Source organism: Flavobacterium lotistagni (assembly GCF_011392125.1).
GTDB classification, from domain to species: Bacteria; Bacteroidota; Bacteroidia; order Flavobacteriales; family Flavobacteriaceae; genus Flavobacterium; species Flavobacterium lotistagni.
The window spans coordinates 19,284-41,445 of record NZ_JAAJBU010000005.1; the positions used below are offsets into that span (position 1 = coordinate 19,284).

The 22,162-nt window shown below is 41.6% G+C and carries 17 protein-coding genes and 1 tRNA gene; 9 read left to right on the forward strand and 9 right to left on the reverse strand.

Annotation, left to right across the window (positions count from 1 at the left end; translation table 11 throughout):
• Nucleotides 1–144 precede the first annotated feature (144 nt).
• The 3 genes from G4D82_RS07250 to G4D82_RS07260 all read right to left on the reverse strand — a co-directional run bounded on the left by G4D82_RS07250 (nucleotide 145) and on the right by G4D82_RS07260 (nucleotide 5,569).
• Nucleotides 145–594, reverse strand: a complete 450-nt coding sequence (locus tag G4D82_RS07250) for a hypothetical protein (RefSeq protein ID WP_166336102.1) — start codon at nucleotides 592–594, stop codon at nucleotides 145–147.
• Nucleotides 595–733: 139 nt separating this feature from the next.
• Entirely contained in the window at nucleotides 734–2,482 is a 1,749-nt protein-coding gene (locus tag G4D82_RS07255) for a TonB-dependent receptor (protein WP_166336104.1), read from the reverse strand.
• A 69-nt stretch (nucleotides 2,483–2,551) separates the two neighbouring features.
• Nucleotides 2,552–5,569, reverse strand: a complete 3,018-nt coding sequence (locus tag G4D82_RS07260; RefSeq protein ID WP_235924319.1) for a tetratricopeptide repeat protein — start codon at nucleotides 5,567–5,569, stop codon at nucleotides 2,552–2,554.
• Nucleotides 5,570–5,746: 177 nt separating this feature from the next.
• Between G4D82_RS07260 and G4D82_RS07265 the strand changes: the two genes are divergently transcribed.
• From G4D82_RS07265 to G4D82_RS07275, 3 genes are read left to right on the forward strand one after another with little or no spacing between them, the layout of a single operon-like run.
• Nucleotides 5,747–6,430: a cell division ATP-binding protein FtsE gene (locus G4D82_RS07265; protein WP_166336106.1), complete on the forward strand. Its 684-nt coding sequence runs from the start codon at nucleotides 5,747–5,749 to the stop codon at nucleotides 6,428–6,430.
• Complete coding sequence (locus G4D82_RS07270) at nucleotides 6,430–7,326, forward strand: glycosyltransferase family 2 protein (protein WP_166336108.1); 897 nt, start codon at nucleotides 6,430–6,432, stop codon at nucleotides 7,324–7,326. Before G4D82_RS07265 ends, G4D82_RS07270 begins: the two co-directional genes overlap by 1 nt.
• On the forward strand, nucleotides 7,327–8,253 hold the full coding sequence (locus tag G4D82_RS07275) for a glycosyltransferase family 2 protein (protein WP_166336110.1): 927 nt from the start codon (nucleotides 7,327–7,329) through the stop codon (nucleotides 8,251–8,253).
• On the opposite strand, the gene G4D82_RS07280 is transcribed toward G4D82_RS07275, so the two are convergent.
• Nucleotides 8,254–9,336 carry a glycosyltransferase gene (locus tag G4D82_RS07280; RefSeq protein WP_166336112.1) on the reverse strand — a complete coding sequence of 361 codons (1,083 nt, stop codon included), beginning with the start codon at nucleotides 9,334–9,336 and terminating at the stop codon, nucleotides 8,254–8,256.
• A gap of 40 nt (nucleotides 9,337–9,376) precedes the next feature.
• On the opposite strand from G4D82_RS07280, the gene G4D82_RS07285 reads away from it, so the two are divergent.
• Entirely contained in the window at nucleotides 9,377–10,519 is a 1,143-nt protein-coding gene (locus G4D82_RS07285) for a glycosyltransferase family protein (RefSeq protein ID WP_166336114.1), read from the forward strand.
• A gap of 181 nt (nucleotides 10,520–10,700) precedes the next feature.
• Nucleotides 10,701–11,270 carry a DUF892 family protein gene (locus tag G4D82_RS07290; protein WP_166336116.1) on the forward strand — a complete coding sequence of 190 codons (570 nt, stop codon included), beginning with the start codon at nucleotides 10,701–10,703 and terminating at the stop codon, nucleotides 11,268–11,270.
• Here G4D82_RS07290 and G4D82_RS07295 read toward each other — a convergent pair whose 3' ends face one another.
• A complete protein-coding gene (locus G4D82_RS07295; protein ID WP_166336118.1) occupies nucleotides 11,271–11,729 on the reverse strand; it encodes a DUF1801 domain-containing protein in 459 nt (152 codons plus the stop codon).
• A gap of 304 nt (nucleotides 11,730–12,033) precedes the next feature.
• Here G4D82_RS07295 and G4D82_RS07300 point away from each other — a divergent pair, with 304 nt between their 5' ends.
• Together G4D82_RS07300 and G4D82_RS07305 are read left to right on the forward strand one after the other, a co-directional pair.
• A complete protein-coding gene (locus tag G4D82_RS07300) occupies nucleotides 12,034–13,104 on the forward strand; it encodes a DUF3667 domain-containing protein (protein WP_166336120.1) in 1,071 nt (356 codons plus the stop codon).
• Nucleotides 13,105–13,110: 6 nt separating this feature from the next.
• Entirely contained in the window at nucleotides 13,111–14,124 is a 1,014-nt protein-coding gene (locus G4D82_RS07305; RefSeq protein WP_166336122.1) for a M28 family metallopeptidase, read from the forward strand.
• Nucleotides 14,125–14,228: 104 nt separating this feature from the next.
• On the opposite strand, the gene G4D82_RS07310 is transcribed toward G4D82_RS07305, so the two are convergent.
• The 4 genes from G4D82_RS07310 to G4D82_RS07325 form a co-directional block, all read right to left on the reverse strand.
• Nucleotides 14,229–14,302 (reverse strand) — tRNA-His (locus G4D82_RS07310).
• A gap of 61 nt (nucleotides 14,303–14,363) precedes the next feature.
• Complete coding sequence (gene bshB1, locus G4D82_RS07315) at nucleotides 14,364–15,080, reverse strand: bacillithiol biosynthesis deacetylase BshB1 (protein WP_166336123.1); 717 nt, start codon at nucleotides 15,078–15,080, stop codon at nucleotides 14,364–14,366.
• A gap of 30 nt (nucleotides 15,081–15,110) precedes the next feature.
• Nucleotides 15,111–16,184 (reverse strand): chorismate-binding protein, encoded by a 1,074-nt coding sequence (locus tag G4D82_RS07320; RefSeq protein ID WP_166336125.1) that lies wholly within the window; start codon nucleotides 16,182–16,184, stop codon nucleotides 15,111–15,113.
• The gene (locus G4D82_RS07325) at nucleotides 16,181–16,612 is read right to left on the reverse strand and encodes a PaaI family thioesterase (protein WP_166336127.1); all 432 of its coding nucleotides are present in this window, start codon (nucleotides 16,610–16,612) and stop codon (nucleotides 16,181–16,183) included. Before G4D82_RS07325 ends, G4D82_RS07320 begins: the two co-directional genes overlap by 4 nt.
• Nucleotides 16,613–16,782: 170 nt before the next feature.
• On the opposite strand from G4D82_RS07325, the gene G4D82_RS07330 reads away from it, so the two are divergent.
• Together G4D82_RS07330 and purL are read left to right on the forward strand one after the other, a co-directional pair.
• The gene (locus G4D82_RS07330) at nucleotides 16,783–18,378 is read left to right on the forward strand and encodes a hypothetical protein (protein ID WP_166336129.1); all 1,596 of its coding nucleotides are present in this window, start codon (nucleotides 16,783–16,785) and stop codon (nucleotides 18,376–18,378) included.
• 84 nt (nucleotides 18,379–18,462) lie between these two features.
• Complete coding sequence (purL, locus tag G4D82_RS07335) at nucleotides 18,463–22,140, forward strand: phosphoribosylformylglycinamidine synthase (RefSeq protein WP_166336131.1); 3,678 nt, start codon at nucleotides 18,463–18,465, stop codon at nucleotides 22,138–22,140.
• Nucleotides 22,141–22,162: the final 22 nt, after the last annotated feature.

The window sequence follows — 22,162 nt, forward strand, 5'->3', positions numbered from 1 at the left end:
GTTATAATATGAAATTAAAAACACAATAATTTATAATTTAATAAAAGTAAAGAAAGAAAATAACTATCGACTTTATACAATTCGTAAGATGACTGCTAAAGACAATTACAACGACTACAGCTCTTGAGTTTTGGTCGTAAATTATTAATAAATAGTTTCAACCCTATAAGTAGATCTGTGAATTTCAAAAACGAAACCCACTTCATTCCCAAGTAACGCATTGCCTAATGGCGATTGTGGAGAAACGGCGATGACGGTTTTTTCATCTACATTAATTTTGGGCAAAGCTGCCGCGATAAAAAGTAACATACCGTTGGCCTGAACCAAACTTCCTAAACAGATTTTAGTGGATTCTGAAAGCGGATTGATTTTCTCTAAAACGGCTTTCTGAGCGAGATATTCCCGTAATTTATGATTGAGCTTTTCTTGCTCGAGATGCATCATTGAAAGCGTCGTTTCATGTTTGTCGCCGGCAGAACCTTTGGCGTCGTTTTTCGAATCTTCAGTCAAGGCCGCAATCATATCTTGAAAGACATCGATTTTGTCTTGAATCAATAACGAATAATGCGCGTGGATTTTTTGCTTGAAAGTCATTGGGAAGTGCCTGAGTGCCTTAGTACCTTAGTGCCTAAGTTAAATATTAATAAATACAATAACCTTATGACAAAATTATTGTTTCAAGTCGAAACCGGCTGAATAACAAGATTAAAAGTTCTAAGGCACTCAAAGAAAATTAAAAATCAAATTTGTAATTCGCGCCCAACATTACCTGAAACGACTGCACCGGGAAATTGAGCCAACGCTCATAATTTTGATTGGCTAAATTGTTCAATCTCAAAAAGGCAGTGAAGCGGTCGGTGTATTTGTAGCCCAGATGGGCATTCGCATCAAAATAGCTTTTTACGGTTTGGATATCGTTTGAAACTACGATTGGTAAAATATCAAGATTGGTTTGGCGGTCTTTGCGTTCACCTACAAAAAACACATTCGCTCCGGCATACCATTTTTCGGTAATCGTGACATCGAGGTTGGCACCGAATTCAATTTGCGGCAGGTTCCAAGCTTCTCTTTCGTTTTCGGTAGTATACTTGCTGAAAGTTCCGTTGATACCTACGGTAACGTTTTTACTAAAATCGGCTTTGAGTTCTCCGAACAATCTTGTCGTGCGCACTAGATCGTAAATTACCCCAAAAGAGTTGCCGTATTTGTATCGGTCTTGTCCCGGAGCTTCGCTGTAGTTGTTGGCTACAAATAAAGGCTTGTTCTTTTCATTGATTAACGAGCCGCGCAGGTTGTAGCTAATTTCATTCGACAATTTTCCTTTCAAACCTGCGTAAAAATCATACTGTTGGTCAGTCGTTGTAATGATTAATGTTGGCGAAACAAAAGGATTTTGATTGCTGAAATCTCGGTAAGAGTTTTGTTGCAAATCGCCATCGATGCCTAAATAAAACTGCATCAAATCGCCGACAACTTTTAAATTTGCCGTAGCGCGCGGATAAAAGAATACTTTATTCTCGTCGTTCTCGTTGTCGGCACCATAAAACAAACCAACTCCAATGTTGAACGACCAATCGTCTTTCTTCATTCCAAAACTCGGATAAACACCCAACTTGGTCACGCCGTAACTCTGGTTTCTGATACCATTATAATTTTTATAAAACGAACCACCAACATAATCGGCAATGATTTCGGTGGTAATTCTTTTCTCAAGAAAATCAAAAGCAAATTTCGGCTTGGCAAAAAATCGGCTTTCCTGAGAACCGAATGCATCCCAAAAGGCATTGTATTTCAAATCCATGTCGCTGAACGCACTCTCGTTGAATTTGAGCTTTCCACCCACATAGAAATTGTGGTAAGTCTGCACTTTGTTGATGTCTTCGATGATGTCTTCGCGAACCGCATTACTGAAACCGGCGCCAAAATCATCGGGCAAACCGTACCAGTAATATTTCTGTACCTGATAACCCATATCGGCATTCCAAGCCAACGATTTTCTACGACTTCCATAAGTCAAATCGAGTGAAGTATTCAGGAATTTGCTATCAACCTCAAGACCTTTGACGTTCGTGAAAGCCGACAGATGTTTCAAGTTGCCCGCCACGTAATCATAGTCGCCAATGTTTTCGGTCACGTAAAGTTCACCCATCAAATCGAGATAACTGCCAATACCGCCGGTCACGTAATTTTTGTAAATGCGCTCTTGGGCCGTCTTGTCTACATTGGCCGCTCTACCTTTAGATGGAGCAAAAGTTGAAGCCACCGGAAACGAATAAATCGAATACTTGATGGGCTCGCGTTTGGTGTTGTCTTCATCTTCTTGGGCCGGAGTTTCCTTTACTTTGAATGCATCGGAAATCGTCGGTGTGTAAGGTTTGACTACATTGACCACTTCGGTACCGATATTTTCGTCTTTCTTTTGGGCCGACAGTTGGGCTGAGACGAATAATGTAATAAGGAAATATTGCAGTTTGATTTTCATAATTTTTCTTTTGAGTGCCTGAGTGCCTGAGTTCCTTAGTGCCTGAGCGAGAAACCTTATTCTCAAGTATTAATTCTGGATAGATGAATTGGTTTGCGATTCTGTAGCTTTGATAGCATCCAGTTCGGTTTGCGCTTCCTCGACGATTTCCGGGAACATTTTGAAATTCTTGATCACGCTGTCTAGAATGTAAGTCGCTTGGAAACTGTCTTTGAGGCCATAAAAATTCTTGGCCATCACGACCAAGCCTTTGGCACCAAAATATTTGTAACCCGAATAGTCTTTTGATAGTTTCTGAACCACCGTGTTAGAAGCTTCGAACTTGCCATCTTTATTTTTGAAATAAGCATCGTAGTATAAAGCCTCGGCAGCCAATTCTCCTTTCGCGATAGTTTGCAATTTGGCATAAGCAGCTCGGGCTTTGGCTTCATCATGGTTCTGAATCGCCGAACGGGCAATAATAATCTGCGCATCCGATTTCACTTTATCATCCATTTTGGGGTTGGCCAAAACTTTTTCCGCATAAATTACAGCGTTCGGATAGTCTTTTTGCTCGTAGTAAGTTTTCATCAAATTCGATTGCGCAAAAGTGATATTCTGCGGGAAATCGGCTTCAGTTTCCAGACGTTTTAAAGTGGCGATGGTTTTTGCAGCCTCGTCTTTCTTGAGATAAATCTCGGCCAAACGCGCCAACGAAGGTTCAGAAAATTCGTTTCTAGGTTTTGAAGCCACATATTCGTAATGCGGAACCGAACTGGCCGATGCGCCATCAGCAAAATAAGATTGCGCCAAATAGAAATTGGCTTTCAGCGCATGAATTCCGTTGGGGAAATTCTTCAGATAACTGCTCAAATTTGAAATGGCTTGCTTGGTGTTGTTTTGCAAATACTGTTTCTCGGCTGCTTCGTAAGAATCATTGTCGAGTTCGGCATCGGTCACGGCAACGAAGTCGAGGGTTTTGACCCAAGTGGCGTATTCATCTACTTTTCCGTTATCGACATAAATCAAACGCGCGGTCGCAACACCTTCAACAGCTTCAGGGCTTTTCGGATATTCGGCGGCCAGCTTCTTGAATTTCGCCAAAGCCAGATTGTCGTTCTCAGCATTGTAATACACCAAACCTTGGCGCAAAATGGCTTTCGAAGCATACGAACCATTCTTAAATTCGTTCAACAATTGATCGTAGGTTTTAATCGCGGCATCGTTTTTCTTTTCGGTGACATAAGTATTTCCGAGTTCGAACAAAGCATCATCTCTGTATTGCGATTTCGGAAAAGCAGTCAGAAATTTGTTCAAATCTTCAATCTTGCGGTCGTTCTTCGACACAAAACCATAACTGATGGCTTTCTGGAATGCGGCATAATCGGCATCGACACTTTTGAGCTCGACTACCTTATTATAAGCATCCATCGCCGGCCAATATTTCGCCATCACAAAACGGCAATCGGCTAGTCTTAAATAAGCATCATTCAGTCGCACTTTGTCGTCTTTTACGGCATCGATGTGCGCTTGAAATGCGTTACCGGCTTGGTCATATTGCTTGAGTTTGAAATAGGCGTAAGCGATATTGTAATTGATGTTCTTCTGCTCCGGAGTCGACTTCGATTCTGGTATGGCCGTAAAAGCTTTGAAACTGTCTAATGCCTCGCTGAAATTATCTAAAACGTAATCCGTTTCTCCTTTCCAGAACGTAGCTCTTGCCGTAAACTTAGCGTCTCGCGGTTCGGCAATCGATTTTTTGAACATCGAATAGGCTTCTTTGTAATTGCCGTCGGTGTACAATTCTAAACCTCGGTAAAACGCTACTTTCTGATAAGCTGCGCGGTTCGAGTTTTTGTTTTTCTCTAGTAAATCTAAAGCGCCTTTGTAATTTTTAGCGGTAATGAACGAATTGATGAGCAGCGTTTCTATCTCTGTTTTGGCAGGCGAATTCGGGTATTTTTCGATAAACGCATTCAGAACATCCGGAACGGGCTGGTAGGAATTTCCGATTTCGTAGCTCAGTTTGGCGTAATTCAGGTTGGCATCTTCTTGGATTTTAAGGTCAAAATTCATCTCCGAAGCATTCTTGAACGCATTGAGCGCTTGCTGCTTTTTATCGGTTTTGAAATAGCTTTCTCCTAAATGATAGTAGGCATTCTGGGCTACAGCGTCGTTTCCATCGATGATTTTGTTGAACTGCGCGATGGCGTTTTCATAATCTTTTTTCTGGTAATAAGCGTAACCGAGTTGGTAAAAATCGGTGTTGTTCCATTTGCCCTTTTTGCCTTTGTATTGCGTAAGGTAAGCAATAGATTCGTCGTATTTTTTGAGATTGAACAAACTCTCGCCAATGATTTTATTGAGTTCGGATTTTTCCTGAGCGTTTGATTTCGGCAAAGCTTTCTGCCCGAGTTCGATAGCTTTCTGGAAATTGCCGTCTTTGAAGGCCATATCGGCTTTGAAATAAGAGAGTTTTTCTTGGTATTTTTCTTCTCCGGAAACTTCCTCAAAATACTTGGTCGCGTTCTTGTAATCATCGCCTTCATAAGCCATGAAACCCATGTAATAATTGGCTTGCGAACCATAAGTCTTCGAGTTAATGACTTTATTGAAGTAAGATGCAGCCTCCTTTTTCTGGCCCGCGCTAAAATAAGCGTAACCTTTCTGGAAATTGAACTTATCCAACTGCTGGTAACTCAAGGCATTTTCATCGACTTTGTTGAACCAATCGAGCGATTGCGGAAACTTTCCCTGCTCAAAATAGTAGTGCCCCACTTCAAGAAAAGCTTGGTTTTGCTTCGGACTGGTCGGGTAATCTTTAACAAAATCTTCCATGAGTTCATCGGCTCCGGGCTGGTTCAGCCGAATCGCACAATTGGCGATATAATAAGCACAATCAGCTTGTTCGTCGATGTTTTTGGTTTCAGACTTGACTCTTTCGAATAAAATCTGGGCCGATTGGTATTGGCTTTCTTTGTAAAGCCCGACGGCACGGTCAAAGTCTTTGGCTTGGTGCGTATAAATGGCCGATTGCTGAGCCGTTAAAACCGAACCCGAACCGATTAAAAGCAAACCGATCCAAAGCCGCATTTGTTGCTGATTCATAGCAGAGTGTTTAGATTCTCAAAAGTATTCCTTTATGCAAGGTATAACGGACTGCTTTTGGCTTTTATTATGAACATCTTTTTTAACACCGCCTTCGAAAAAGCCAATAAACACCGAGAAAATATATTTTGTTTCCGAGCGTTATCTTTCTATTTTTACGGCATCAAACCAAAGCTTATGTCTACACCTGTTGTGTCTTTAAAAAACGCCTCGATTTACCAAGGCAATAAAGTGATTTTCTCTAGTATCGATCTCGAAGTCAATCACGGAGATTTCATTTATATCATCGGGAAAACAGGTTCCGGAAAAAGTAGTTTCATGCGTACACTCTACGCCGATTTACCGCTCACACAAGGCGAAGGCAGCGTCGTAGATTTTGATTTAGCTACACTCAAAGACGATAAAATTCCGTACCTCAGAAGAAAACTGGGCATCGTTTTTCAGGATTTTCAATTGCTTTCAGACCGCACCGTAAGAGAAAATATGCTTTTTGTTTTAAAAGCTACCGGCTGGTCTGTAGAAGCAGAAATGCAACAAAAAATTGAAGAAGTTTTACAAAAAGTAGATTTGTCTACCATAGCCGATAAAATGCCGCACCAACTCTCTGGCGGCGAACAACAACGAGTAGCCATCGCACGGGCTTTATTAAACGACCCTGAACTCATTCTAGCCGATGAACCGACAGGAAACCTCGACCCGCAAACTAGCGTTGAAGTGATGGAAGTTTTGCGTAAAATCAACGCGAACGGCAAAACAGTCATCATGGCCACACATGATTACGCCTTACTGATGAAATATCCTTCGAAAACCCTAAAATGCGAGAACAATAAAGTATTTGAAGTGGTTCAGCGTTCTGTATAATGCTTTCAATTTTAATCCCAACATATCACTACAACGCTTTTCCGCTAGTAGAAATGCTGCAAAAACAAGCCACTGCACTTGGGATTATTTACGAAATCATTGTTTCAGACGACGCTTCGACCGACAATGAAATTCTTGAGCGAAACAAACTAATCGCTTCACTCGAATATTGTCAATTCTACCATCAAAAAAACAATTTAGGACGCGGGGAAAATCGCAACCGTTTGTGTCAAATGGCGCAATATGACTGGTTGTTGTTTTTAGATTGCGATACGATTCCTGTTCGGGAAAACTTCTTGAAAAACTACGTCAATTCTATCGAGAAAAATCAATTTCAAGCTGTTTTTGGAGGCATTGCCTATCAAGAGAACCCACCTGAAAAGCAAGCCATGCTCCGATGGATTTACGGCAGAAACCGAGAAGCCGTTCCACTAGAGAAAAGAAAAAGAAAACCTTATGAATCTTCTTTGGTGTCGAACCTCTTGATTCGCAAAAATTTGTTGCTTTCGTATCCGTTTCATCCGAAGATTTACGATTATGGCTTTGAGGATTTTGTTTTCATCGCCGATCTCAAGAAAAATAAAATCCAGATTGAACAGATGGACAATGCGGTGTATCATTTGAACCTTGAAAGTTCGAGTGTCTTTTTAGAGAAACATTTACGCGCACTAAGCAACCTAAACCAACTCATCAACCAAGGAATCATTCCTGCCGATGCAACTACTATCGGAAAAACTAGAGCCATTTTAAAACGATTTTGGTTAGACCGCTTAATGGTCAAGTTATTTCATCGATTGGAGCCTAGCCTTAAGAAAAACTTACTTTCAGATGTGCCTTCGTTACAACAATTCTATTTGTATAAATTGGGTTACTTTTGTGCTTTAAAATCGTTGTAAATGCCGCAATTTTCTGTTATCATTCCGGTTTACAATAAGGAACGTTTTATCGAAAACACGATTCATAGTGTCTTGCAGCAAAGCTTCACCGATTTCGAGCTCATCTTAATCAACGATGGTTCTACCGATCAAAGTGAAGCCAAAATCAAAACTTTTACCGATAGCCGAATTCGTTACTTTTCGACTCCAAATCAAGGCGTTTCCTTGGCTCGAAATCTCGGCGTGGAAAAATCGACAGCTTCTTATATAACCTTTCTCGATGCCGATGATTATTGGTTTACAGACTTTCTTCAAGAAATGAAACTGATGATCAGCCAACATCCGGACGAGAAAATCTTTGCTGCAGCGATTGAGGTGGAAACGCCAGAAGGTGTTGTTGCGGCGCCATATTCGATTTCAAAAAACGACGGGTATCATGTTTTGAACTATTTTCAAGCGAGCATGAAAACCACAATTATTTGTACTTCTTGCGCGGTTTTCGATAAAGATTTTTTCAATCAAACCGGTGGCTTCGATGCTAAAATCAGAAGTGGGCAAGATACGGATCTCTGGATTCGTATGGGTTTGCGCCAAAAAGTAGTTTTTATACAAAAGATTCTAGCGCGTTATGTTTACGACCAGAACAGCCTTTCGAAAAAGAAAGAATTTCACGCCCAAAGAATGGATTTTCAGAAGTTTGCCGAAGCTGAAAAGACCAACCTAGCGCTCCGGAAATTCCTCGATTTGAATCGTTATGCGCTAGCGATTCGGTCTAGACTATACGGTGATGAGATAAATTTCAATCAGCTCAAAAAAGACCTTGCCCTTGAGAATCTCACTTTTCGTAAAAGGATTCTATTATCACTTCCGGGTTTTGCCTTGCGCTTTTTACTGAGTGTGAATCAGGTTTTAAGAAAATTGGGCTGGAGCCAATCGGTGTTTAAATAACTATTCTCGAAGTATTTTTTCCCAAGATTTAGCAATTTCACCAGGATGCAAATGCGCCACACTTTGCGCTGCATTGTCCCGACAAGTTTGGTATAAAGTTGCGTCGGTAACCATTCGGTTCAGGGCTTCGGCCAGCGCTTTTACATTGTGGTTCTCAATGAGTAAGCCGTTTTTTTCGTTGATAACAATCTCATTCGGACCCGATTGACAATCTACAGCAACTACCGGAACACCCAGCGATAAGGATTCAATAATCGACATAGGAAAGCCCTCATAGCGGCTAGTGAGCAGTGTAAACTTGGCCTTGCGCACAACGGAAAACGGATTTTTCAAAAACGGAAGGAGCTTCACATGAAGGCCTAAATTAAGTTTCTGAATCTTATCTTCAATCAAAGCTTTGGAAGGCCCATTTCCTAGAATCACTAACTGATAACCATATTGGAAAATCCCTGATTTCAAAAAAGCCTCGAGCAGCAAAGTAAAGTTCTTGACTTTTTCGTCTAACCTTCCATAAAACAAAACATACTTTTCGGGAAGTGTTTCGGTTGTCAAAGGAATCGCAATCGGTTCTATAGGATTATAAATCGTGACCGTATTCTGTAATCCGTATTTCTGTATGACTTGGGCTTCAATCGCTTTTGACACACAAATGATTTTCTGTGCATCGCTATAAAGCCATTTGGCAAAAAAAACAGATTCGGGCAAATAGTTTTTCAAATGAAAACTGTGAGTGATAAAGTACTTTTTGCGGCGGGCATAAATCCAGCGGGTGAAGATTTCTCGGGGCAAAGTATTGCGTGAACGATTGTCAATCAAGATATCAATTTGATGCTGCTTGAGGTATTGGCGCAACAAAAATCCTTTCTTTAGCTTCTTGAAAATACCTGAATCACTAGGACAGAATGCGCCCAAATTGTATAGTTGACCGGCAAACTCATAATCTATAACATCGTTTACAATAATATGATGGACTTCATAGTTTAAGTCTTCGAGCATGAAACTCAATTTTCCCGCAAAACGTTCAGCACCGCCTTCTCCCAAAGAATGGGAAATGATCGCGATTTTAGTTTTGGCATTGTCCATTAATGCAAATTGTAGATATATTTGTCAAATATAACAATATATGAACATTCTACTGGTAGGCGAATACAGCCGGCTTCACAACTCACTCAAAGAAGGACTTCAAAAGCTGGGGCATCATGTGGTGATTCTGGGCTTTCAGGATGGTTTCAAAAAATATCCGGTCGATTTGCCACTCTACCACCGATGGAATTCTTCAATTTTGAAAAAAATCCGCGTGGGCCTTTTTAAGCTCACTGGTTTTGACATTAATTCGTATTTTATTTACCGGCAATTCAAACGTTACCAAAAACAACTTCAAGGTTTCGATGTGGTGCAACTCATCAACGAACACTGCTTTTACAGCAACCATCGTTATGAAAAGAAAATGCTGCAATACCTATTCGATCACAACAAGAAAACGTTTTTGCTTTGTTGTGGCACTGATTATCTAACAGTTGATTTCTACTTCAAACATCCGAATTTCAAATCGCTGATGTGGCCTTATTTCGAGAAGAAAGTCAATGATCGAGAGTTTGAAAGTGTACTGAAATTCCGTAAGCCGCAGTTTAGAGAATTGCACAATTTCATCCAACAAAACATTCAAGGCATGATCGCTTCAGATCTGGATTACGATTTGCCGCTGCAAGGTCATCCGAAATATTTGGGTATGGTGCCAAATCCGGTGAACACTGAGAAGTTGCCTTATATTGAAATGAAAATCGATGACAAAATTGTGATTTTCCACGGCATCAATTCGCAGAGTTATTTTAAAAAAGGAAACGATTTTTTTGACCAAGCTCTGGAAATTATCGCCCAAAAATATGCTGACCAAGTTGAAATCGTCACCACGCGAGATATTCCTTACCAGCAATATATAGAAATCTACAACCGCGCCCATATTCTACTCGATATGGCTTATTCTTTCGATCAAGGTTATCATGCGTTAGAAGCCATGGCTAAAGGAAAGGTAGTTTTTACCGGAGCCGAAACCGAGTTTTACCAGCACTATCATTTAAGCGAAAAAGTAAACATCAATGCCAAACCTGATGTGGATTATTTGGTACAACAACTTTCCTTTCTAATTGAAAACCCGCAAGAAATTATAACCATCAGCCACAATGCCAGAATGTTTGTAGAAAGGGAACACCATTACTTAAAAAGTGCCCAACGCTACCTTGAATTTTGGAACACTAAACTTGCCTGAACTTAATAAAAAGCCAAAAAATTAACGCCATTGGTCGGGTTTGCCGCCTGTAATGTTAAATTTAGATGTCATACGTCGGGTATTTTTTTTATTCAACAACAGATAGGCTACCTTGCGCGTTATTCTTTTTGCTGCCCCGCGAAAGAATAGCCCAGCCCAATTCAACCTTAACCTACTGACCATGGAAAATGCCAAAAAAAACTCCGAAAATCTTGCGCCACAAGAACATGAAATCCGTGCCGGAAAACCCAAATATGACGGCCCGGAAGGTTTGCGCGACTTGCTCTTGCATGAGTTAAAATCAATGTATTATGTAGAAAAATTGCTCGTGAAATCGTTTCCGAAGATGATCAAACACGCCTGCAACTACGAACTCATAGAAGCCATTACGTTACATTCAGCTGATACCAAAAAACAAATCATCCGAATTGAAGACACTTTTTCGGCACTAGAACACCGCCCGATTTTTGACCGCAATAAAGCGGTGGAATGTTTGCTCGATGAAATTGATGAAATTGTAGAACTGACCAAATTCGGAATCGTCCGCGATGCTGGTATTATCTTGGCTTTGCACAAAATCGAACACTATGAAGTGGCGACTTATACGATTTTATCGACCTACGCTGAAAATTTAAAAAATTACTCCATCCAAGCTTTGATGGAAGCCTCGCTCAACGAAGAAAAAGTAGCCCAAATGCGCTTGGCAAAAATTGCCCAAACCATTCAGTTTTACGATGCGCAAATGTTGTGATTACTTTTTTACGAACGCACTTTCATATGCTTCAATCCATTGCTGTGGCGTAATTTTAGAAGCTAGAATACCGATCAATTCATACGGAATGTCATTCATTTTTTTGAACCGGATACAGCTTTTGCCCATATCTAGTTTGGATTTGGAATGCTTCGGAAACTCATCGGTGAACCACTGAAGCAATTGCGAATCGGCGTAAATGCCCATATGATAAAGCGCCACAAAATTCTTTTGCGAAGCCAAACTAATAAACGGCAGAGGAATTTTCGGATCGCAGTGATACCCTTTCGGATACAGCGAATGCGGCACCGAATAACACAACATGCCATAATTCATATTTTCAGTAAAGCCTTCAGGTAAAGCCTTCAAAATGGTTTCACGGATTTTTTGAATGACATCCTTACGATCTTCAGGTAATTCAGCGATATAGGCTTGTGGCGTTTGAGCAGTTGATTGCATAATTTTCGTTTAGGTTGATAAAATGCGGGTTAAAGATAGTGAATTCAAAATCAGAGACAAATGGCTCCGAAACCTATTTTTCCATTTCATTGGAGGAAGAAATTTCGATTTTCGGATTTCTAAATGGCGAAATAAAACTATAAATTCTTTCCCTACATTTAATTTTGTCAGCCTTACTCTTCAACAATCTACAAACATTCTATGTAATAAAACAGATAAGAAACGTACTTGAGAACATTCATAAATTTTCCTGAAAGAATTGCTTTAATGATATTTTATATACTTTTAGGCTTTCTATACATCGATGAGCCATAACCCAATACGCAAAGACAAAACCTGTTTGAATTGCCGGCATGTTGTCGAGCAGCGCTTTTGCCCTAATTGTGGGCAGGAAAATACTGAAAGCCGCAAAACGTTCTATCATTTGTTCGTTCATTTTTTTGAAGATCTGACGCACTACGAAAATGCCTTTTGGCGGACAATTCGCAATTTAATTTTAAAACCTTCCGCCTTAACCAAGGAATATCTTTCAGGAAAAAGATTGTCTTATTTGGCGCCGGTCAGGTTGTATATTTTTATCAGTTTTATCACTTTTTTTCTGCTAACGGTGGTTCCCGACACTGATTACAATTTGCTCGGTGCCAAAAAAACGACTACTGTTAAAAAAGGAAATACTCCAGTAGAAAAAGTTGAAAGGGTAAAGATTGACGATTTACTAAAAGACGAATCGCTCAAAACCCAGATTAAAGATTCAATCCGGCAAGAACTAGAAAAAGACAGTACGGATAAGAAGAAAACCTTTAAAGAAGTATTCCGATTCGGGTATAAATCAGTCGAAGAACTAGACTCAATACAGCGTTATGCAAGCGAAGAGGATCGTTTAGGCAGTTTTGAATATTGGGTCGTCAAGAAAGGATTACAAGTCCAGCACAACTACACCAATGAAGAACTCATTCAGAAGTTCAAAGAATCATTTATTCACAACCTGCCCAAAGCTTTGTTTATTTACATGCCGATTTTTGCCTTTTTCTTGTGGCTTTTTCACGGTAAGAAACGTTGGTATTACTTTGATCACGGTATTTTTACCCTGCATTATTTCTCGTTTTTGCTGCTAATGGTACTGCTCGTTTTCTTATTCAGCAAGTTCTTGTCGCTTTTTGGAAACTCAAGCGTGGCCGACTTTGCTAAGACTATTTTTGATTTAGTGGCTTTTCTCTGGATGTTCTACTATTTCTTTCCAGCCCACCACCGATTTTATGGCGAAACCCGTTTCATATCTGGGCTAAAAAGTATTCTATTATTCTTTATCAATATGTTCTTAATTGTAATCATATTGGTGTTTTTTGCGATTTATACATTTATCAATATTCATTAAAATATTATGAAAAAAATCATTCTTGCCTTATCGTTGCTACTGCTCGTGAGTTGTGGTGCTAAAAAACAAAATACTTCGAAAAGCCTCACCGATTACATGGGTTTGATTACCGAAACCAACCTTAAAACCAATCTCAGTGTGATTGCCTCCGATGAAATGGAAGGTCGAGAAACCGGAAGCGAAGGACAAAAGAAAGCCGGACGTTACCTCATCGAACAATATAAAAATAGTGGCATTCCGTTTCCCAAAGGTGCCAAAAGCTATTACCAACCGATTCCTGCAGCCTACCTGAACGCGAAATACAAAGAAAACTTATCCGATTCCGAAAACATCTGGGCTTTTATTGAAGGCTCTGAAAAACCAGAAGAAATAGTAGTAGTTTCAGCACATTATGATCACGTCGGAGTCAAAGACGGTAAAGTCTACAATGGTGCCGACGACGATGGTTCGGGAACGGTGGCACTAGTTGAAATCGCTAAGGCATTTCAGAAAGCAAAAAAAGAAGGTCACGGCCCTAAACGCTCGATTTTGATTTTGCACGTTACCGGCGAAGAACACGGCTTGCATGGTTCGCGTTATTACTCAGAAAATCCGTTGTTTCCGCTAGCCAATACGGTAGCCGATGTGAATATCGACATGATTGGCCGCCACGATGAATTCCACAAAGATTCCAGCAAATACATTTATCTGATTGGCTCGGATTACCTGTCTTCAGATTTACACCAAATCTGCGAAGAAACCAACCAGAAATATGCGAAACTTTCTATTGATTACAAATACAACGACCGTAATGACCCGAACCGTTTTTACTATCGTTCCGACCATTATAACTTTGCCAAGAACGGAATTCCATCGGTGTTTTTATTCTCAGGAACCCATGAAGATTACCACCAACCGGGCGACGACGTAGAAAAAATAGAATTTGACGCTTTGGCCCAAAGAACCAAACTAGCATTTTCAATTGCTTGGGAAATTGCCAACCGCGACAAACGACTAATAGTAGACAAAGACGGGAAGTAAAAAACTGATATCCTAATAAAGCCGCAGTCACCTGATTGCGGTTTTTTTATACACAGCAATTGACACAAAAAAAGCCCCGAGTTTCCTCGAAGCTTTGGATTCTGGGTGGCTGACCGGGTTCGAACCGGCGACCCGCGGCACCACAAACCGCTACTCTAACCAGCTGAGCTACAACCACCATTTAGACGAGCGCAAATGTATTGCAAAAGTTTGATTATACAAACAAAAATTCTTAAAAATTATTTTAAATCTGCTAAGCTATTGACGGCCAAATATCTTTCGGTAGTAAAGCCTTCAGCATACTCCACTCCGGTAAGTCTGCCCAGTTCGCGCGGACGATTGTTGAGGCTTTCCAAAAAGTTTTTGGTTGCAATCGGCGTTTCGGGTTCATTGCTTTTCGGATCATAAAATTGAGAACTGTAAGCCATAATTGCCTCAATTCTTTTTTCATTGTATCCGGTGATATCGACCACAAAATCAGGTTCGATGTTCTTCCATTGTAAATAATGATAAACCACTTTCGGACGCCAAGCTTTCTGTACTTCGCCTTGCCAGGTGGTTTCGATTCTCGTCAGTCCGGAAAGAAAACAAGCATCAGACACCAATTGACTGCCTTTCGGATGGTCAATATGGCGGTCGTCAATCGCGTTAGAGAGTACAATTTCAGGTTGGTATTTGCGAATCATTCGGATAACGGCAAGTTGGTGCGACTCATCATTTACAAAAAAACCGTCGCGCATATTCAAGTTTTCACGCACGGCAACACCAAGTATTTTCGCCGCAGCAGCCGACTCAAGGTCTCTAATTTCAGCCGAACCGCGCGTGCCAAGCTCACCACGGGTCAAGTCTATAATACCGATTTTCTTTCCCAAAGCCACTTCTTTGGCTATAGTGCCGGCACAACCCAATTCAACATCGTCCGGGTGTGCACCAATGGCTAGTATGTCTAATTTCATTATAATTGATTATTGATTTTACAATATACTTTACTCAAAAATTTTCTTGATTGTCATCGATTTGTTGACCGTTTCGATCCATTCTTTTTCCGGATTACTGTCTTTGGTAATGCCGCAACCCACGTAAACATTGACCTTGTTCTCTTCCACTTTCATACACCGCAGATTTACATACAAATCGGTAAGGCTTTCGTTTTGTTCTAAATCGAGGTTGAGTTCGCCGAGAAATCCGGAATAAAACTCACGATCATAACCTTCATTTTTTTGGATGAACTGCATCGCGTTATCCTTTGGAAATCCGCAAACCGCGGGTGTTGGATGCAAAACTTTAACTACTTCGCTCAAAGCACTCTCTTTCAAATGCGCTTCAATATCGGTCTTAATGTGCAGCAAATTGCCGGCTTTCATCGTGTAAGGTTCAGAAGTCTTAGTATCATCCGCCAAATTTACTAGGCTTTCAGTAATAAAATCAGTGACAAAAAGTTGTTCGGCAACTTCTTTTTCTGGCCAAACTATAGGTTCGTTTCCGGTATTGAGTTGCGTTCCGGCTACGGCCATGGTTTGCAGTTTTCGGTTTTTCACTCGAATAAATTGCTCGGCAAAAGCGCCCAACCAAAGCCCTGTTTTTGGATGATAAAAGCAATACGCAAAGGCCGTCGGATAAGCGTTGAGCAATTTCTGAAAAGCGGTTTGTAAGGCAAAATCCGAGACTTCAAAACTTTCTTTGCGAGAGAGAACGGCTTTACCAAATGCTCCGTTTTGAATCGCCTCGATGCCTTTTTTGACTAATGCTTTGAAGTTGTTTTTCGCTTCCGCAGATGTTGTACTGCTTGCCCATCGCGTTGGTTCAGTAACCTGAAAACCTTCTAAATTAGCCTGCTTTACTTCGGATGCTGAGGCAGGAATGACTATTTTTTGCCGTCCGTCGAACGAAACCAAAACAAAACCTTTCTCGGTAAAATCTGTTATTTGATGCAACTCAGCTCCTTTTTGAAAAATACCAAAAACCTTTTCTGCATTGGGTTTATGATAGACCGCAAAAGGCAACTTCGCTTGATAGTGCCGATTGAGTTGATGAAATAAATCGGTTAACGCCGGGCTCATTGCAATTTTCGTTTGGGCAACACCATGTTGGTGAGTTTACAAAGCGATACGAGTTGACCTGCTTCGTCAGTAATTCGGATTTCCCACAAATGAATGCTACGGCCTTTGTGCACAATGCGTGCAGTACCGGTCACGATACCTTCTTTTTTCGCTTTGAGGTGATTCGCTGCAATTTCAATCCCACGGATTTCGCTGAGCTCGTTATTCACAAACAACATCGAGGCCGCGCTACCAACACTTTCTGCCAGTGCCACGTTAGCGCCGCCATGTAACAAGCCCATTGGTTGGTGAACACGCGGATTGACCGGCATGGTCGCTACTAAGAAATCTTCGCCAGCGTCAGTGAATACAATTTCTAAAGTTTCCATGAGCGTGTTTTTGCAAAAATTATTGCACATGGAAATCATCTCTTCTTTATCAAAAGCCATTTTTTTTATCGCAAAATTAACGATATTGAGCACACAAAAACACGAAATCCGAATTTTGTCCGTTCTCTACTGGATTTATAATTCACAAGATTTTCACAGTTTCAAATTAAAACCTATTTTTACCAGCCGAGACCTTAGGGTCAAATGGTATTTAAATAAAAATCTCCTCCATGCGCCACCTGATTTCCCTTTTTTTTATTGCGTTAATTGTTTCTTTAAGTTCTTGCCGTAAAGACTTTGAAACGGTTCCGAGTTCAGCAAACTTAGGCTTTTCTAAAGATACGGTTTACCTCGACACGGTTTTCTCAACCATTGGTTCAAGCACTTATACTTTAAAAGTTTACAATCGCAGTAGTGACGATATCCGAATTCCGAAAATCCGTCTGGCCGACCCGAATTCCAAATACCGCATTATGGTCGATGGGCTTACCGGCGAAGACAGTGACGGTAACGGTTTCGGCGATGGAAGGGTTTTTAACGATGTCGAACTTTTAGCCGAAGACAGCCTTTATATTTTTATTGAAACCACAGCCAGAATTACCGAATTGGCGCAAAACAACCCAACAGAATTTCTTTACACCGACGACATCATTTTCGATTCGAGCAACGGTTCACAAAAAGTCAATCTCGTGACGCTGATAAAAGATGCCTACTTCCTGTTTCCAAAGAGAAATGCAGAAGGTGTCAAAGAAACGCTCGACGTTGGCACTGAAGCCGATCCTTTGAACATCAATGGTTTTGAACTCGACCACAACGATCCGGCCAATGGAGACGAGTACCATTTCAACAACACCAAACCTTATGTAATTTATGGTTATGCCGGTGTAAAAAGCGGTGAAACTTTGAATATTGATGCCGGCGCTCGCGTTTATTTTCATGCAGAATCCGGCATTGTTGTACAACCCGGAGCTACTTTGAATATCGCCGGAACCGCCTCACCTGACAGCAATCCATTACAAAATGAAGTTACCTTTGAAGGCGATCGTCTCGAACCGCTTTACGAAGATGTGCCGGGGCAATGGGGAACAATTTGGCTGCGACAAGGCAGTATCAACAATAGCGTCAAGCACCTGACTTTAAAAAATGCGATGGTCGGTTTTTTGGTCGAGAATTGCAAGCTGGATATTGAAGACTCGCAAATTTACAACTCGGCCAACTACGGTATTTTGGCCCGTGGCGCGCAAATGGAAAACTGTAAAAACTTGGTTATCAATCTCGCCGGACAACGGGCATTGGCTTGTAGTTTGGGCGGCAGTTACGAGTTCAAGCATTGCACGTTCAACAACAATTGGTCAAGCTCGAACCAATTAGCCGTTTCTTTGAGCAACTATGAAACTTACACCGATGAGAATGGCGCCGAGCAAGAAGTGAAAAACAACCTGACCAAAGCCAACTTCTACAACTGCATCATTTACGGAAGTAACAACATCGAATTCTTTTTGGATGATATTGAAGATGGAACGACACTGTTCAACCACGATCTGAAATACTGTTTGTTCAAGTTTCGCGATTCGGGCACTTCGTTGCAGTTCAATCATCCGGAATATGATTTCATCAGAAACGGCGAGAACGGAAATACCCGAAATAAAAATCCTGAATTCTTCGACGTGAATCTCAACAAGCTCAATATCAGCGATGATCCCGAAGGTGGCGCTTACCAAAAAGGCAGTATTGATTACATAGTTGCCACTGATGTTTTAGGCCATCCGAGAACTTCTAATCCGCCGGATTTGGGTGCTTATCAAAGTGCTGCGTTTCCTGAGTAATTGTTTAAAAGTCGTGAAAAATGTTGATTGCAGGTTGCGGATATTTAGCCTAAATTTGCGCCAACAACTACAACATCAACTACAATGATTCATTTCTTCGGAAACGAAAGCACGACTGTTTTTGCCGTCCAAACGCAAGACACACTTTCGGCAGAAACCATCTCAAAACTCAACTGGCTTTTTGGCCATACCGAAAAAATAGAAAAATCCGTACTCGCGGATTTTTTTGTTGGTCCACGCGCCACGATGATTACGCCTTGGAGCACCAACGCAGTAGAAATTACGCAAAACATGGGCATCGAAGGTATTCTTAGAATAGAGGAATTCCACAAATCCGATGCGAATGCAACGAACTTCGACCCAATGCTGTCGCAAAAATACAACGGCCTGAACCAAGATATTTTTACAATCAACATTCAACCTGAACCGATTCTGGCCATCGACGATATCGCGGCATACAACCAAAAAGAAGGTTTGGCTTTGAGCGATGAAGAAATCGACTACCTCAACGATTTATCAAAAAAGCTCAATCGAAAACTAACCGATTCCGAAGTATTTGGTTTCTCTCAAGTGAATTCTGAGCATTGCCGTCACAAGATTTTCAATGGCACTTTTGTAATCGATGGCAATGAAAAACCCACTTCACTATTCAAACTCATCAAAAAAACTTCTGCCGAAAACCCGAATGATATTGTTTCGGCTTATAAAGACAATGTAGCGTTTATCAAAGGCCCAAGAGTAGAGCAGTTTGCTCCGAAATCGGCAGACCAACCCGATTTTTACCAAGTCAAAACATTCGATTCGGTGATTTCTCTAAAGGCCGAAACCCATAATTTCCCTACAACTGTAGAGCCTTTCAACGGTGCGGCTACCGGTTCTGGTGGTGAAATCCGCGATCGATTGGCGGGCGGACAAGGTTCGTTACCATTGGCGGGAACTGCAATTTACATGACGGCCTATTCGCGCCTCAATGAAAATCGCCCATGGGAAAAAGGAATGAAAGAGAGAAAATGGCTCTATCAAACACCGCTCGATATTCTAATTAAGGCTTCCAACGGAGCGTCTGATTTCGGTAACAAATTCGGTCAACCGCTCATTACTGGTTCAGTACTCACTTTTGAACACGATGAAAACCAGCGCCAACTCGGCTACGACAAAGTCATTATGCAGGCGGGCGGTATTGGCTACGGCAAATTAGACCAATCTATCAAACACCAACCAAAAACAGGCGATAAAGTAGTGATTTTGGGTGGCGAGAACTACCGCATCGGCATGGGCGGAGCGGCTGTTTCCTCGGCAGATACTGGTGCTTTTAGCTCAGGAATTGAACTCAATGCCATTCAACGTTCCAATCCGGAGATGCAAAAACGGGCAGCCAATGCCATCCGCGGTTTGGTGGAAAGCGATCACAATCCGATTGTTTCGATTCACGATCACGGCGCGGGCGGGCATTTAAACTGTTTATCCGAACTAGTTGAAGAAACCGGTGGCTTAATCAATTTGGACCAATTACCTGTGGGCGACCCCACTTTATCGGCCAAAGAAATCATCGGCAACGAATCGCAGGAACGCATGGGCTTGGTCATTGGCGAAAAAGACCTCAATTTACTCAACAGAATTGCCGAGCGTGAACGGTCGCCTATGTATGAAGTGGGTGCAATTACCGGTTCGCATCGTTTTACATTCGAGTCGAAAACCACCGGTGCCAAACCTATGGATTTCGCCTTAGAAGACATGTTCGGCAGTTCGCCCAAAATCGTCATGAACGATGTTAGTATCGAGAGAAAATACGAACCGCTTACTTATTCTCAAGAACATTTACCTCAATATCTCCAGCAAGTATTAAGGCTCGAAGCTGTGGCCTGCAAAGATTGGCTGACCAATAAAGTCGACCGTTGCGTGGGCGGAAAAGTAGCCAAACAACAATGCGCCGGGCCGTTGCAATTGCCGCTAAACAATGTTGGTGTTATGGCTTTGGATTTCAATGGAAAAGAAGGTGTCGCGACTTCGGTTGGGCATGCTCCTGTGGCGGCTTTGATTAATCCGGTGGCCGGTAGTAGAAACGCCATCGGTGAAGCCTTATCGAATATCATATGGGCGCCGATTAAAGATCAAATTAAAGGAATTTCGCTTTCGGCAAACTGGATGTGGCCCTGCAAAAACCAAGGTGAAGATGCGCGTTTATACCAGGCAGTTCAAGGTTGTTCGGATTTCGCAATTGAGTTAGGAATCAACATCCCGACAGGTAAAGATTCACTATCGATGAAACAGAAATATCCCGACGGTGAAGTGATTGCTCCGGGAACCGTGATTATTTCGGCAGCCGGAAATTGTACCGACATCCATCGGGTAGTTGAACCTGTTTTGCAAAAAAACGGAGGCTCGATTTATTATATCAATTTGTCGCAAGATGATTTTAAACTCGGCGGCAGTTCGTTTGCCCAAACCTTAAACAAAATTGGAACTGAGGCGCCAACAATCAAAGAGGCAGCGTTTTTCAAGAAGGCGTTCAACACGATTCAGCAGTTGATTCTCGATGACCAAATTTTGGCCGGCCACGATATTGGAAGCGGCGGCTTGATTACCACTTTACTCGAAATGTGCTTTGCCGATACTCATTTGGGAGCAAATATCGATTTGAATGTTTTTGAGGAAAAAGACGTCATAAAAATTTTGTTCTCAGAAAACATCGGCATCGTGATCCAACCAAAAAGTGACGAGATTTTCGAAAACGCGCTTAACAAACAAAGCGTCGGATACTACAAACTCGGAACCGCAACCAAAACAGAAACCCTACATCTTACTACCAACAAACAGCAACTACCAACCACCAATTTATCAATCGCTGAATACCGCGACATTTGGTTTGAAACTTCTTTCCTACTCGACCAACATCAAACGCAGCAGAACTTAGCCAAAGCAAGGTTCGAGAATTATAAAAACCAGCCATTACAATATCAATTTCCGTTACATTTTACGGGCAAGCGACCGCAGATAGACCAAAATAAACCAAGGCCAAAAGCCGCCATTATTCGAGAAAAAGGCAGTAATTCAGAGCGCGAAATGGCCAACGCGATGTATTTGGCAGGCTTTGATGTCAAAGATGTACACATGACCGATTTGATTTCCGGACGCGAAGATTTGAAAGACATTCAATTCATCGGAGCCGTCGGCGGATTCTCAAATTCAGATGTGTTGGGCAGCGCCAAAGGTTGGGCCGGCGCGTTTTTATACAATGAGAAAGCGAAGAAAGCCCTAGAAGATTTTTTCAACCGAGAAGACACTTTATCGGTCGGAATTTGCAATGGTTGTCAGTTGTTTATGGAACTCGGCATTATTTATCCGGACCACCAACAACATGGCAAAATGAAGCACAACGATTCGCGCAAACACGAGAGCATTTTCACATCGGTTAAAATCCAAGACAATCATTCGGTAATGCTGTCAACGCTCGCCGGAAGTACTTTAGGCGTTTGGGTGTCGCACGGTGAAGGAAAATTCGAATTGCCGCACGAGGAAAATTTATACGAAGTAGTAGCAAAATACGGTTACTCAGAATATCCGGCCAATCCGAACGGTTCGCATTACAACGTGGCGATGCTTTGTGACAAAACCGGACGCCACTTGGTAACGATGCCACACATTGAACGCTCAACCTTTACCTGGAATTGGGCCCATTACCCGAAAGACCGAAACGACGAAGTTTCGCCTTGGGTAGAAGCCTTTGTGAATGCCCGCCAATGGATTGAAAATAAACAGTAATTATTAAGTTGATTATTGTATT